The 13,637-nt window shown below is 61.7% G+C and carries 14 protein-coding genes and 1 tRNA gene; 9 read left to right on the plus strand and 6 right to left on the minus strand.

Going from position 1 to position 13,637, the window contains the following annotated elements; genetic code table 11:
• From AB6Q56_RS04450 to AB6Q56_RS04465, 4 genes are all read right to left on the minus strand, one after another.
• Positions 1 to 843, minus strand: a complete 843-nt coding sequence (locus AB6Q56_RS04450; protein ID WP_434515930.1) for a tyrosine-type recombinase/integrase — start codon at positions 841 to 843, stop codon at positions 1 to 3.
• Between the two features lie 246 nt (positions 844 to 1,089).
• Complete coding sequence (locus AB6Q56_RS04455; protein ID WP_434515931.1) at positions 1,090 to 1,587, minus strand: hypothetical protein; 498 nt, start codon at positions 1,585 to 1,587, stop codon at positions 1,090 to 1,092.
• A 113-nt stretch (positions 1,588 to 1,700) separates the two neighbouring features.
• Entirely contained in the window at positions 1,701 to 1,949 is a 249-nt protein-coding gene (locus AB6Q56_RS04460; protein WP_434515932.1) for a hypothetical protein, read from the minus strand.
• Positions 1,950 to 1,978: 29 nt separating this feature from the next.
• Positions 1,979 to 2,194 (minus strand): hypothetical protein, encoded by a 216-nt coding sequence (locus AB6Q56_RS04465; protein WP_434515933.1) that lies wholly within the window; start codon positions 2,192 to 2,194, stop codon positions 1,979 to 1,981.
• An 82-nt stretch (positions 2,195 to 2,276) separates the two neighbouring features.
• On the opposite strand from AB6Q56_RS04465, the gene AB6Q56_RS04470 reads away from it, so the two are divergent.
• The 5 genes from AB6Q56_RS04470 (at position 2,277) to AB6Q56_RS04490 (ending at position 5,956) form a co-directional block, all read left to right on the plus strand.
• Positions 2,277 to 3,254 (plus strand): integron integrase, encoded by a 978-nt coding sequence (locus AB6Q56_RS04470; protein WP_434515934.1) that lies wholly within the window; start codon positions 2,277 to 2,279, stop codon positions 3,252 to 3,254.
• A gap of 76 nt (positions 3,255 to 3,330) precedes the next feature.
• Positions 3,331 to 3,570 carry an AbrB/MazE/SpoVT family DNA-binding domain-containing protein gene (locus AB6Q56_RS04475; RefSeq protein WP_434515935.1) on the plus strand — a complete coding sequence of 80 codons (240 nt, stop codon included), beginning with the start codon at positions 3,331 to 3,333 and terminating at the stop codon, positions 3,568 to 3,570.
• Between the two features lie 4 nt (positions 3,571 to 3,574).
• Positions 3,575 to 4,039 carry a type II toxin-antitoxin system VapC family toxin gene (locus AB6Q56_RS04480; RefSeq protein ID WP_434515936.1) on the plus strand — a complete coding sequence of 155 codons (465 nt, stop codon included), beginning with the start codon at positions 3,575 to 3,577 and terminating at the stop codon, positions 4,037 to 4,039.
• 22 nt (positions 4,040 to 4,061) lie between these two features.
• Entirely contained in the window at positions 4,062 to 5,375 is a 1,314-nt protein-coding gene (locus AB6Q56_RS04485) for a replication-associated recombination protein A (RefSeq protein WP_434515937.1), read from the plus strand.
• Positions 5,375 to 5,956 (plus strand): DUF4126 domain-containing protein, encoded by a 582-nt coding sequence (locus tag AB6Q56_RS04490; protein ID WP_434515938.1) that lies wholly within the window; start codon positions 5,375 to 5,377, stop codon positions 5,954 to 5,956. Before AB6Q56_RS04485 ends, AB6Q56_RS04490 begins: the two co-directional genes overlap by 1 nt.
• Here the strand turns inward: AB6Q56_RS04490 and AB6Q56_RS04495 are convergent.
• Positions 5,953 to 7,692, minus strand: coding sequence for a SulP family inorganic anion transporter (locus AB6Q56_RS04495; RefSeq protein WP_434515939.1), 1,740 nt, complete (start codon positions 7,690 to 7,692; stop codon positions 5,953 to 5,955). The two genes, AB6Q56_RS04490 and AB6Q56_RS04495, sit on opposite strands and share 4 nt — an antisense overlap.
• A 184-nt stretch (positions 7,693 to 7,876) precedes the next feature.
• On the opposite strand from AB6Q56_RS04495, the gene serS reads away from it, so the two are divergent.
• A complete protein-coding gene (serS, locus tag AB6Q56_RS04500; RefSeq protein ID WP_434515940.1) occupies positions 7,877 to 9,163 on the plus strand; it encodes a serine--tRNA ligase in 1,287 nt (428 codons plus the stop codon).
• Positions 9,164 to 9,231: 68 nt separating this feature from the next.
• Here serS and mltF read toward each other — a convergent pair whose 3' ends face one another.
• Positions 9,232 to 10,722 carry a membrane-bound lytic murein transglycosylase MltF gene (gene mltF / locus AB6Q56_RS04505; RefSeq protein ID WP_434515941.1) on the minus strand — a complete coding sequence of 497 codons (1,491 nt, stop codon included), beginning with the start codon at positions 10,720 to 10,722 and terminating at the stop codon, positions 9,232 to 9,234.
• Positions 10,723 to 10,775: 53 nt separating this feature from the next.
• Between mltF and AB6Q56_RS04510 the strand changes: the two genes are divergently transcribed.
• The 3 genes from AB6Q56_RS04510 to AB6Q56_RS04520 all read left to right on the plus strand — a co-directional run bounded on the left by AB6Q56_RS04510 (position 10,776) and on the right by AB6Q56_RS04520 (position 13,468).
• Positions 10,776 to 10,863 (plus strand) — tRNA-Ser (locus AB6Q56_RS04510).
• Positions 10,864 to 11,096: 233 nt separating this feature from the next.
• On the plus strand, positions 11,097 to 12,074 hold the full coding sequence (locus tag AB6Q56_RS04515; RefSeq protein WP_434515942.1) for an ABC transporter permease: 978 nt from the start codon (positions 11,097 to 11,099) through the stop codon (positions 12,072 to 12,074).
• Entirely contained in the window at positions 12,074 to 13,468 is a 1,395-nt protein-coding gene (locus AB6Q56_RS04520; RefSeq protein WP_434517129.1) for an ABC transporter permease, read from the plus strand. Before AB6Q56_RS04515 ends, AB6Q56_RS04520 begins: the two co-directional genes overlap by 1 nt.
• Positions 13,469 to 13,637 lie beyond the last annotated feature (169 nt).

Genomic DNA, 13,637 nt, shown 5'->3' on the forward strand with positions numbered 1-13,637 from the left:
TTAGCCGGGCGTCAGCAATTCCAGCGGTGGTGTGGTGCCGGTCAGATGGCTCCGGGCCAGATGGAAGTAGCGCATGGTCGTACCGACATGGCCATGGCCGAGCAGGCGCTGGATGGTGTGAATATCGACACCCGCTTCCAACAGATGGGTAGCAAAGCAATGACGCAGGGTATGGATGCCACCGCCGTGAGGAATGCCGGAAGCCTCACGGGCTGCGTGGTAGAAGCGTCCCACCGTTTTACCATCCAGAGGCGCTCCGGCACGACTGGGAAACAGCCAGTGTTTGGGGCGGGCGACGTGCCAGTACAGGCGCAGGGTTTCCAGCAGGCGGGGTGACAGTAGCGTATACCGATCCTTGCCGCCTTTGCCCTGGCGTACCTTGAGGCACATGCGATCGGGCGAGGATTCGATGTCGCTGACTTGCAGGGCGCAGACCTCGGACAGACGCAGGCCGGCCGCGTAGGTGGTGGTCAGCAGCGTGCGCGCCCGGATGTCGCGGGCACTGTTCAGCAAGCGGGCCACTTCGTCGCGGGTGAGTATCTGCGGCAGGCGTGTGGGCACCTTGGCCATCGGGATGTCGAAACGGGCTTCACGCTGCTCGAGCACCACGCCAAAGAGAAAACGGATGGCGCAGACAGCCTGATTGACACTGGCGTAGGCCAGTTTCCGCTCGGCGATCAGGTGCAGCAGGTAGGCCTGGATGGTGGCTTTATCCAGCGTATCCGGTGATCGCCCGTAGTGCTTCGCCAGGGCCGTCACGCAGGCCAGGTAGGTTTCTTGGGTTCGCTCGGCGAAGCCCCGCAAGACCATCGCTTCGGTCATCCGCTGTCTGAGTGTGCTCATTGCCTTCTCCTCTTCCGATTTGGGAACATTCCCAAGGAAAAGGATCGGATCGGGCTGCTCAATGCTTGAGCCGGAAGCCCCGCAATACAGCGCCCTCGTCGAGCGCGCTACCACCGCGTCAGCGGTTTAGTTCAACGATAAAGCTCACCGGACGGCAGCCAGCGTAGCTGGTTGCCGTCCGGTGGAGCGACTAGTTATGTTTTGATGGCAGTCTGGTTTAGACAAAGGTTTCGGTGCTCATACCCGTCACTTTGCCGAAATCTCATCCCACCAAGTAACCATGTTCACCCACCAGTCGTTCGCTGTTGTTGTAGCAAACTTAAGCTGATAGTGCTTACCTGGTTCTAGTGTCTCAACAAACTCGAATTCGTAACCTCTGGAAAACAAGCTCAGTTTTTCGATTTTAGGAGTAAGAACATGGAGGCGGTCATTATTGGGTGCTTTGACGATAATGGAGTTGTTCTCTTGGCCATTTGGCATGTTCAGATTATTTGATGAGAACCTATGCTTGCCAGGTAAAACCTGAACTGGACGAAAAAACATACAGTTACTCCAGCAACTTGTTGGAGTTTCCCCATCAATTCGTAAGACCATAGCGGCAGTTCCAATACTCGGCGGATGCAACGTAACAAGATGGTCATGCTGTAAGACCTCTCCCGGATACATTTTTATTGGCTCACCGCTGCTTGTCGCGCAACCAACCAGAGCAATTGTAAGCATTGCGCTTAGATAGATATTCCTCATATTGTTCCTAAAATGCATAACGTAGAAGTAACCGGCCTGCGCGGCTTTTCGCGCAGGTCCGGTTGACTGCCGGGTTAGAACTTATGGCTGAAATAACCATCTCGAATAGAAGCTCATTTGTTGTGGATATTTCCATGACTGATGTGCTCGATATCAATTCCGATAGGAGGCGGGTCATTGACGTTTATGTTCATTCCAAGCTGACCACAAATGACAGTGCAGGGGTTGTTTCCAGTGATTGTTACTTCGATGTTTGTTCCATCTGCGATGACCAAGTTGACTAGGTATGACGTGCCCGGAGCGGCCCGGAGAACCACTGTGTCCCCTGCCTTAAGATTGTGTGTGTTTACCTCGCCTGCCATCTTCACTCTCCACCTGCTTGGAATTAGTTCTAACGTAAAGTCGATGGCGATTTCGCCATCCATTCTGGAAAACCGCCATCCATCCTGTCCTGCACTTCAGCTGAAGATGGCCTATTTAAAAGGGTTTTCGGCTGGGTGGGCAGATTATTTCCTGGGATGGATGGCACGAAAGCATGGCGCGGTGCCAGGATATGCGGCGCAAACGCCATGTATCCCGGACCCACGCCGTCTACGCTGGCGAACATGGCGGCTCCAAAGTTACTTGTCATATGGCTTAAGATAAATTACTGTTTTTATATACAGTGAATTTTCGTTGGCAGGTACGGCATGGAAACAAACCAATCCTCGACCTTGCTGGGGCGCGTTCGGGAAGCAATTCGCTATAAGCACTACAGCATAAGGACTGAGCGTTCCTATGTCGAGTGGGTACGTCGTTTTGTGGCTTTCCACGGTCGCCGTCACCCCAGGGACATGGGGGCGGATGAGGTTCGGGCGTTTCTGGGCTATCTGGCTGCTGAGTTGAAGGTGGCAGCATCGACGCACCAGCAGGCATTGTCGGCGCTGCTGTTTTTGTATCGCGAAGTGCTGGGTGTTGATCTGCCTTGGCTGACCGATCTGGATCGCCCCAAAAAGCCGAAGCGGGCGCCAGTCGTGCTGTCTCGCGCTGAAGTGGAGCGGTTATTGACGGTGATGGAGGGGAGCCATGCCTTGATGGCGCGTTTGCTTTATGGAACGGGAATGCGCCTGATGGAGTGTGTACGTCTGCGCGTCAAGGATGTGGATTTCGAGCGGGGTGAGTTGACGGTGCGTCATGGCAAGGGGGGCAAGGATCGGCTGACGGTACTGCCGGCATCGGTCATTCCGGCTCTGCAGGCCCATATGGCGCGTGTTCGGGGGCTCTGGGAGCGAGACGAGGCGGCCGGACGGCCCGGTGTGCAGATGCCGGAGGCGCTGGCACGCAAGTATCCTTCTGCGCCAAATGCCTGGGGGTGGTTCTGGGTCTTTCCGGCGCGTGAGTTGTCTGTTGATCCGCGTAGTGGCATTGAGCGTCGTCACCATACGCACGAACAGGCCTTGCAACGGGCTATCAAGGCGGCGGTCGGGTTGGCGGGAATCGCCAAGCCTGCATCGACGCATACCCTGCGGCATTCGTTTGCCACGCATTTGCTGGAGTCGGGCTACGACATCCGCACGGTTCAGGAGTTACTCGGGCATTCGGATGTCTCGACAACGATGATCTATACCCATGTGCTGAACAAGGGCGGTCGTGGCGTGATCTCCCCGCTCGATGCGGTAAGGATTTGAGGCGTCTGAACGCACGCTTTACAGATTGCTGGTTGAGTAATACTCTTTGGTAAGAGTAAGAATTTTGGAGTCGCCTATGAAAATCACCAGCAAAGGGCAGGTAACCATTCCCCTGGCGGTAAGGGAAAAGGCCGGACTGCACCCGCATGGCGAGGTGGAGTTCGAGGTACGGGATAACGGCGATGTCGTCATTCGACCCGTGCTGCCAGCGTCTTCCGGAATTCGTGCGGCTTTTGCCAAGGCGCGCGGTTCGGCCAATGCGACGGCCTTCAAGGGCATGAGTACCGACGAGTTCATGGTTTTCCTGCGTGGTTGAGGCAATGGAAAATCCGGTGCTTAGCGAGCCATCGCCACGCTGTGGCGTAACCGTGTTGTCTGCCACGCTGGTGGATAGCTGTGTATTGATCGATGTGCTGGCCGACGATCCGGCGTGGGCCGATTGGTCGATTGATCAGTTGGAAAAGCAGGGGCAGCGCGGGCCGCTGGTGATCAATCCCCTGATTCTTGCCGAAATCAGCCCGCGCTATGAACGTGCCGATGACCTCGAGGCTGCACTGGCCGGCTTGCCTCTGGTGCGAGAGCATTTGCCGTGGGATGCCGCTTTTCTTGCAGGCCAGGCTTTCCGTGTCTATCGGCTTGGCGATGGCGTGAAGACATCGCCCATGCCGGATTTCTACATTGGCGCTCACGCATTGGTTCGTGGCATGTCTCTGCTGACCCGTGACGTGAAGCGCTATCGCAGTTATTTTCCCAAGTTGTCGATTATCGGTCCGGAGGACGCGTGACGATTTTCCGGAGCCTTATGTCATGAGCGATTTGTTTTCCCAGAACACCGTTGATCGTGCTGCGCCGCTCGCCGAGCAGTTGCGCCCGCAGACGCCGGACGAGGTGATCGGCCAGCAGCACCTGCTCGGGCCGGGCAAGCCGCTGCGCTTGGCGTTCGCCTCAGGGCAGCCGCATTCGATGATCCTGTGGGGGCCGCCGGGGGTCGGCAAGACGACGTTGGCGCGGATGATGGCCACACAGTTCAGCTGCGAATTCATCGCGCTGTCGGCCGTGTTTTCCGGTATCAAGGAGGTGCGCGAGGCCGTGGCGCAGGCCGAGATGTGGCGGGGGCAGGGCAGGCGTACCATCCTCTTCGTCGATGAAATCCACCGCTTCAACAAGGCGCAGCAGGATGGCTTTTTGCCCTTCGTCGAGAGCGGGTTGTTCACCTTCATCGGGGCCACGACCGAGAACCCATCGTTCGAGGTGAACTCGGCCTTGCTGTCACGGGCGTCGGTCTATGTACTGAAATCGCTCGACGAGGCGGAGATGGGGCAGCTGTTCGACCGCGCTCGCGACAAGGCCCTGGCCGACTTGGCTTTCGACGACGAGGCACGCACCCGGCTGATCGGGCTGGCCGATGGCGATGCCCGCCGTCTGCTCAATCTGCTCGAACAGGTGCGCACGGCTGCGCATGCCGCCCAACATGCCACGGTTGACGGCGCCTTCATCGAGGCGACCATGGCGCAGAACCTGCGCCGCTTCGATAAGGGGGGCGATGCTTTCTACGACCAGATTTCGGCCCTGCACAAATCGGTGCGCGGCTCCAGTCCGGATGGGGCGCTGTACTGGTTCTGCCGCATGCTCGACGGCGGTGCCGACCCGCGCTACCTGGCCCGGCGCATCATCCGCATGGCCTGGGAAGATATCGGTCTGGCCGACCCCCGCGCCATGCAGATCGCCAACGATGCGGCCGAAACCTACGAGCGCCTGGGGTCGCCGGAGGGCGAGCTGGCGCTGGCGCAGGCGGTCACCTACCTCGCCGTGGCAGCCAAGTCGAACGCCGGCTACAACGCCTACAACGCCGCCCGCGCCTTTGTGAAGCAGGATGGCTCGCGGCCGGTGCCGGTACACCTGCGCAACGCGCCGACCAAGCTGATGAAGGAACTGGGCTACGGCAAGGAGTATCGCTACGCCCACGACGAGCCCGAGGCCTACGCCGCCGGTGAAAGCTACCTGCCGGACGGCATGGCCGAGCCGCACTGGTACGAGCCGACGCCACGCGGGCTGGAAGGGCAGATCGGCCAGAAACTGGCCCACTTGCGCGAACTCGACCGCAAGGCTGGCAAGAAATAATGGATCTCGTCCAGACCGTCGCCCTCTCTGCCGGGCTGGCCTGGGCGAGTGGTCTGCGCTTGTATCTGGTGGTCTTTCTGGCCGGCGTGCTGGCGCATCTGGGCTACATGCACCTGCCGGAATCCTTGCACGTACTGACGCATCCGCTGGTCATGGCGGCGTCCGGTGGCATGGCGCTGGCCGAGTTGGTGGCCGACAAAGTGCCGGCTTTCGATTCGCTATGGGACAGCTTCCAGACTTTCATCCGCATCCCGGCCGGCGCCTTGCTGGCAGCGTTTGCCATGGGTGATGTCGACCCGGCCTGGATCGTGGCTGCCGGCCTGGTCGGCGGAACCATTACTGCCGGTACACACTTTGCCAAGGCGGGCAGCCGGCTGGCCATCAACGCCTCTCCCGAGCCGTTCTCCAACTGGCTGGCGTCGTTCGGCGAAGAGGGCATGGTGCTCGGCGGGCTGTGGGCCATGCTGGCCTCGCCCATGGTTTTCCTTGGCTTGCTGGCGGTATTTCTGATCCTTGCCGGCTATGTGATCTACCGCCTCGCCGGTCTGCTGCGCCGCCTGTTCGGGCGGAAAGCGCTCTAATCGGCCACCTGCAGCAGCGCCTCGAAGGCCTCGTTGGCCGACAGAAAGACCTGCCCGTTGAGGGCCGGCCAGAGCGGCGAGCGTTTTAGGCGGTCCTGCACCGGCCCCTTGATTTCGGCCAGATGCAGCGCAATACCTTGTTCACCGAGGTTGCGGTTGATGTCGCACAGGGTTTCCATGGCTGTCGTGTCGACCCGGTTGATCGCGCTCATGACCAGAACGACATGGCGCAGTTGCGGCGCCTGCGCCAGTTCGGCGGCCAGCCGTTCCTCGACGGCGGGGAGGTTGCCGAAGAACAGGCTTTCGTCGATGCGCAGGAAAAGCACCTGCGGCAGGGTATCCACGGCATGCCGCTCGACGTTGCGGAAGTGCTCGCTGCCCGGCAGGCGGCCCAGGCGGGCGATGTGCGGCGTGCTGGCACGGACGATCAGGGCGATGAGCGACAGGGCGATACCGATGGCGATGCCCGCTTCCAGCCCGAGGAAGAGCACGCCGCCGGCCGTGCCCAGCCACGAGGCGGCGTCGATCCGGTCGTAGGCCCAGGCATTGCGCAGCGACTGGAAGTCGATCATCGAAAAGGCTGCCACCATGATCGTCGCGCCCAGCGCGGCCAGTGGCAGGCTGGCGAAGGCCGGTGCGGCAGCGAGGACGATGGCGGCCATGGCAGCGGCGGTGACCATGCTGGCCAGTGGCGTATGGGCGCCGGCCGAGATGTTGAGTGCAGTGCGTGACACGCCGCCGCCGACCGGCATGCCGCCATGCACGGCGGCCACCACGTTGGCGGCGCCGAGGCCGAGGATTTCGCGGTTGGCGCTGACGCGCTCGCGCCGCTGGATAGCCAGCGCCTGTGCCATGGCGATGTTCTGCACCATGCCGACGAGGGCCATGATCAAGGCCGGCAGGGCCAGTTGGCCCAGTGCGGTATCGGTCGGCCACACCCAGTGCGGTGCCGGCAGCCCGCTGCCGATGGTGCCGACGATGGCGACGCCCTGTGCGGCGAGCTGGAGGCGAATGACCGCCAGCGTAGCCAGGCCAACGATGAGCAGCGGCATCAGCCGCACGGCGAAGGCCGCAGCCCGTTGCGGCAGGCCGAGGCGGGCGAGCAGGGCGCCGAGCACATAGCGGTTGAGGGCCATGGCGAGCAGGCAGGCAATGCCCAGTTGGGCAGTCGGTGCCAACTGGCCGGCCAGCAGGTGGTGCAGGAAGTCCGGTAGTTCGCTCAGGCGTGCGACGCCGAAGACGTGGTGGACCTGGCTGATGACAATGAGGATGGCCGAGCCGGTGAGAAAGCCCTGTGTCACCGGCCGGCTCAACAATTGGGCGAGAAAGCCGAGGCGCAAGACGGCGGCCAGCACCAGCAGTGCGCCGGTGAGCAGCGACAGGCTGGCGGCCAGCGTCACATATTCCGGCGAGTGTGGGGTGGCGAGCGGGGCCAACACGGTCAATGTCATGATCGAGGTGATCGCCACCGGGCCGACTGCCTGAACCATCGAACTGCCCACCCAGGCATAGGCAAAGGCTGGCAGGATACTGACGTACAACCCGGCCTGTGGCGGCAGTCCGGCCAGCAGGGCATAGGCGAGGCTTTGCGGCAGGGCGAGGACGGCAACAATCAACCCGGCGACGATATCGTCGGCGAGGTGGGGGCGCGCATAGGCGCGCAGCCAGGCGGGGAGCGGCGAAAAGCAGGCAGAGGATGGGGCGGGGGAGGGCATGCGGGGGAGAAGTAGAAGCAAGTGCTAATGCTAGGTCAAATCACCGCGGCGGCCAAATCGGGGCCTGATGGGGGCATAGGCTGCCTTGATTGGTGCCCGGTTCATGTGCGATTGGTGCGCCGGGCAGGCCGGCGCCGGCGGCGCCTCGCGTATAATTTGAGGCTTAGCCGCATTTCCGGCCGATTGTCACGATTCAGGATTTCTCATGCTCGACATCCAACAACTCCGTACCCATCTCGACACCGTTGCCGCCGGCCTGGCCAAGCGCGGCAAGCCGATCGACTTCAGCGAATTCTCGGCATTGGAGGCCGAGCGCAAGACGCTGCAGACCCGCACGCAGGATCTGCAGGCGCAGCGCAACAGCCTGTCGAAGCAGATCGGCATGTTGAAGGGCAAGGGGGAGGATGCTTCCGAGGTCATGGCCCAGGTCGGCGCGCTGGGTGACGAACTGAAGGCTTCCGAGGCGCGCCTCGGCGAATTGCTGGAAAAGTTCAACGCCATCCTTGCCACGCTGCCGAACATTCCGGATGAGTCCGTTCCGGTTGGCGAAGACGAAGCCGGCAATGTCGAAATGAAGCGCTGGGGCACGCCAAAGACCTTCGCATTCGCAGTCAAGGATCACACCGATATCGGCGAAGGGCTGAACCAGCTCGATTTCGCCACGGCGGCCAAGATTTCCGGCGCTCGCTTCTCGCTGCTCAAGGGCGGCATGGCCCGTCTGCATCGCGCGCTCGCCCAGTTCATGCTTGATACGCACACCATGCAGCATGGTTACACCGAGGTTTATGCACCTTACTTGGTGAACGCCGCCAGCCTGTTCGGTACCGGCCAGCTACCCAAGTTCGAGGAAGACCTGTTCAAGGTACTGCGCGGCGAGCAGGACCCGCTCTACCTGATCCCGACCGCCGAAGTGCCGGTGACCAACATCGTGCGCGACGAGATTCTCGCTGCCGAGGCTCTGCCCTTGAAGCTCGTCTGCCATACGCCATGTTTCCGTTCCGAAGCAGGTTCGGGTGGGCGCGACGTGCGCGGCATGATCCGCCAGCACCAGTTCGACAAGGTCGAATTGGTGCAGGTCGTCCATCCCGACCAGTCGGCTGCCGCGCATGAGGAGTTGACCGGTCATGCCGAAGCCATTCTCGAGGCGCTGGAACTGCCGTACCGACGTATGGTGCTGTGCTCGGGGGACATGGGTTTCTCGGCTGCCAAGACCTACGACCTCGAAGTCTGGCTGCCGGCGCAGGAGACCTATCGTGAAATTTCGTCCTGCTCGAATTTCGGCGCCTTCCAGGCTCGCCGCATGCAGGCTCGCTTCCGTAACGAAAAGAACAAGCCGGAGTTGTGCCACACCTTGAATGGTTCCGGCCTGGCTGTCGGCCGTACGCTGGTGGCCATTCTCGAGAACAACCAGCAGGCCGATGGCAGCGTGGTAATTCCGGCGGCGCTGCGTTCGTACATGGGTGGTCTGGAGCTGCTGGAGCCGTTGCGCTGATCCGCGCCATGTGCCGAAGGGTTTAACCTGATCCCCGCAGGCATCAAGCCGGGCGGGGATTTTTTATGTCAGTTGCTCGCGCGGGCCTCGATGGTTGGCAACCGCGGAGGGCGGTTATCCGTATCGTCGCCGGGCTCACCGACGGCTTTGGCGGCTGTCATCCGTCGCGCGTAGGCCTTGCGCCGCTCTTCGACTTCGAGCACCAGGCGCTTCAGGCTTTCGGCAGCCTTCGGGGTCGGCCCGAAGGGCGGGGCGTTGCGCTGCAGGATATCGTAGTAGCTGCGGATGTTCTCGACCAGGATGACCGCCTCGCCGCCGCGCGCCTTGCCGATCTTGAGCTGTTGTGCGATTTTGGGTTGCGATAGCTTGGGCAGGACGCGCTTCATCTCGTACCAGGCGTTGGGGTCTGCCTTGAGTTGCCGGGCGAGGCTGCGCGCCGCGTTGAAGTGACCGGGGCCGATGTTGTAGGCCGCCAGCGCCAGCCAGGTACGGTCCGGCTCCTCGGCATCGTCGGGTAGCTGTTCCTTGAGCAGGTTGATGTAGCGCGCTCCGGCCAGGATACTTTCGCTCGGGTCGAGGCGATTGCCGACCTGCAGGCGGTCGGCGGTATCCTCGGTCAGCATCATGATGCCGCGCACGTTGGTATAGCTGGTGGCGTTCGGGTCCCACTGCGATTCGTGATAGGCCACGGCGGCGATCAGGCGCCAGTCGATCCCGGTCAGCACCTGAGCCGCCTGGAAGTATTTGCGGAACTTGGGCAGGGTGGTTTCGACGGCGCCGAGAAATTTGACGATATCGGCTTGTTCCAGGCGTCGAACGTGGCCGAGGTAGCGATCTTCCAGGCGAGCCAGCGTGCCGTCGTGCTGTACCCGTTCGACAAAGGTTTCGAGGCGGGCCTTGAGTTCGGCATTGGGGTGCCTGCCCAGTGCCCAGACAACGGGGCGGTTCTCGCTCAGTACCAATGACGAGTGCAGGTTGGGTACATGCTGGTTGGCGATGTCCTCGAGGCTTTCGTCGAGAGCGACATAGTCGATGCGCCGGTTGCCAAGCTGTTCGAGCAGGGTCAGAACGTCGGCATCATTGAATTCGACCACCGTGATGTCCGGGATGTCACGGGCCAGTTGGCGCAAGGTTTCGGCCTGGCGCGAGCCGGCCATCACATGCACGCGCTTGCCGCTCAGCTGTTCCGGGCCGGTCAGGGGCAGGGTGGCTTCATGCTGGATCAGGATGTCGCGGGTCTGGAAAATGGGCGGTGTGTTCTGGATGTCGGTGTCGGCGCCGGGGGAAAGCCAGCCGGCCGCCAGGTGGTAGCGGGTGCCGGCGAGCTGCGCGTCCAGCGCATCCGGTTCGGCAACCAGATATTTGACGCCGACGCCGAGTTCCTGAGCGAAAGTCTGGATCAAATCGTATTCGAGGCCGCCCGGATTTCCGTTTTCATCTGTCGTGTAGGTGAGCTGGCCGGGGCGGATGAGGACAACGAGATCGTGTTGTGCCGGCGTCGGGAAGGGCAGGCGTCCAAAACCCTCGCCGCAGCCGGCGATAAAAAAAACAACGATCAACAGTAACAGTCGTTCTATACAGCGCATCTCTTGTGCTATTATCTCGCTCCCGCGGAGAGGTGGCAGAGTGGTCGAATGTACCTGATTCGAAATCAGGCGTACTGCAAGGTACCGAGGGTTCGAATCCCTCCCTCTCCGCCAGGGTTTAAAGAAGCCATGTTTGCCAGTCGTTGTCCGGCTGATGAACGTGGCTTTTTTTTGCCTCCGGGCCGGATCGGACAGGGGCAACCGCGTGGTGGCGCGGAGTATAACCGAGGCCGATGGAACGCTTGTCTCGACTGTGTAAAGCTTTGTGAAGTGCGCGGGTACAAATCCCGCACCCAGGCGGGTGTGCCGGCTTACAAGCACCGCCAGGTCTTGGCATAATCGCGGCAATGCTCGCCTACATCGTTCGCCGCCTTTTCTACGCGCTGCCCATCCTGATCGGGGTCAATCTCGTTACCTTTGCGCTGTTCTTCGTTGTCAACACGCCCGACGACATGGCGCGCATGCAGCTTGGGGTCAAGCGCGTGACGCCGGAGGCGATCGAGAAGTGGAAGGTCGAGCGCGGCTACGACAAACCGCTGTTGATCAATGGCGAAGCCGCCGGACTGGCGACGCTGACCGATACGGTGTTTTTCCAGAAGTCGGCGCGCATGTTCGTTGGCGATTTCGGGCGCGCCGAGGATGGCCGCGACATCGCCCGCGAAATTGGCAACCGTATGGGCCCCTCCTTGGCCATTGCACTGCCCACGTTCATCCTCGGCCTGTTCGTGACGGTGAGTTTCGCGCTGACGCTGGCCTTCTTCCGCGCCACCGCCTTCGACTTCTGGGGCGTCGTGCTGTGCGTGGCGATGATGTCGATTTCCGGCCTGTTCTACATCATCGGCGGCCAGTACCTGATCAGCAAAGTGTGGCGGCTGGTACCGATTTCCGGCTTCGGCGACGGGCTGGAGGCGTGGCGCTTCCTGATCCTGCCGGTCCTGATCGGCGTGGTCTCCGGGATTGGCTCGTCGGCGCGCTGGTATCGGACCATCTTTCTTGAGGAGGTGAGCAAGGATTACGTGCGAACCGCCCGTGCCAAGGGCTTGCCGGAAACGCTGGTCTTTTTCCGGCACATCCTGCGCAATGCGATGATCCCCATTCTCACCGGCGTGGTCGTGGTTATTCCGCTGCTCTTCATGGGCTCGCTGCTGACCGAGTCCTTCTTCGGCATTCCGGGCCTCGGCAGCTATACCATCGACGCGATCAATGCTCAGGATTTCGCGGTGGTGCGCTCGATGGTCTTCATCGGTTCGGTGCTTTATATCGTTGGCCTGATCCTGACCGATATCTCCTACACACTGGTCGACCCGCGGATACGCTTCGAATGATGGGCTTCCAGATCGTCGTTCTCTGGTCCGATATGCTGGTCTGGTTGCTGGTCGCGGCCGGTATCGGTGTCGGCGTGCTCATTCGGCGGACTCCGCCCTTGCTGGCGGCCTGGCGACGCGTCGGGGCCAACCGTGTCGGCATGGCCTCGGCCACCGTCCTGCTCGCCTTCATTCTGGTCGGCCTGCTCGATTCGCTGCATTACCGGCCGGCGCTGGAGGGCAAGCCGGGGCAGAAGACGCAATATGCCGTCGATGTGCTGTCGGCGCTTGATGCGTTGGTGACGCCGTTGCGCACCCGCAACGAGAAAACCTACTCCGAGCCCTTCGCCACCCGCCTGTATGCCAAGGAAACCGTCGACGTGCCGGGGCAGGGGGCGGTACGCGAGTACCCGCGACTGAAATACGGTGGCAAGCATCTGGCTGGGCGTGAGGACGAGGTAGCGGCCGATGCCGGCTTTACTGCCTTCCGTGCCGGGGTGCTGGCTTTCCTGGGGTGGCTGGCGGTGGCCGGTCTGGCTGCTGCCGCAGTCGGGCGCGGCAAGGCTGCGGGCTCGGGCTGGCAGCGCATCTGGCGCGGCGACACGGCCTTTGCGTGGAATGCGGTGCTCACTGCGTTGGGCCTGATGTTGCTGGTTGGTGTGCCGCTGTTCTGGCTGTCCGGGCAGTACCATGTATTCGGCACCGACAAGGTGGGGCAGGACGTGCTGTACCAGATTCTGAAAAGCGTGCGCACCGGCCTGATCATCGGCCTGGTCACCACGCTGGTCATGTTGCCCATGGCCGTGCTGCTCGGCATCGTCGCCGGCTATTTTCGCGGCTGGGTCGACGATGCGATCCAGTACGTCTATACCGTGCTCAACTCGATTCCCGGCGTGCTGCTCATCGCCGCCGCCGTACTGATGATGCAGGTGGTCATCGACACGCATCCGCAGTGGTTCTCGACCGCCGCCGAGCGGGCCGACCTGCGCCTGCTGGCGCTCTGCTTCATCCTCGGCATCACCTCGTGGACCGGCCTGTGCCGGCTGCTGCGCGGCGAGACGCTGAAGCTGCGCGAGCTGGAATACATCCAGGCGGCGCAAGCTTTCGGTGTGTCGAGCTGGCGCATCATTATCCGCCATATCCTGCCCAACCTGATGCACATCGTCATCATCGCGCTGGTCATGGATTTCTCCGGGCTGGTGCTGGCCGAAGCCGTGCTGTCCTACGTCGGTATTGGCGTCGATCCGACCATGACCAGCTTCGGCACCATGATCAATAACGCCCGCATGGAGCTGGGCCGCGAGCCGGTGGTCTGGTGGTCGCTGGCGGCAGCCTTTGCCGCGATGTTCATCCTGGTGCTGGCTGCCAACCTGTTCGCCGACGCCGTGCGCGACGCATTCGACCCGAGGGCGTGATCCTTGAAACCTCAGTTGACCGCTTATTCATTGATGGCTGGCTGCACGAGAACAGGCCTTTGCGCCTTCGAGGCAATTCACTCGTTGGGTGACAGCGCTACGCGGCTGCTGGCACTTCTGGACTGGCGTCCGGCTTTGTCGCTCCTCCTTGCAGGCATGAGCCTGCCGC

Origin of the sequence: Dechloromonas sp. ARDL1 (genome assembly GCF_051122455.1) — a bacterium.
Classification (GTDB): domain Bacteria; phylum Pseudomonadota; class Gammaproteobacteria; order Burkholderiales; family Rhodocyclaceae; genus Azonexus.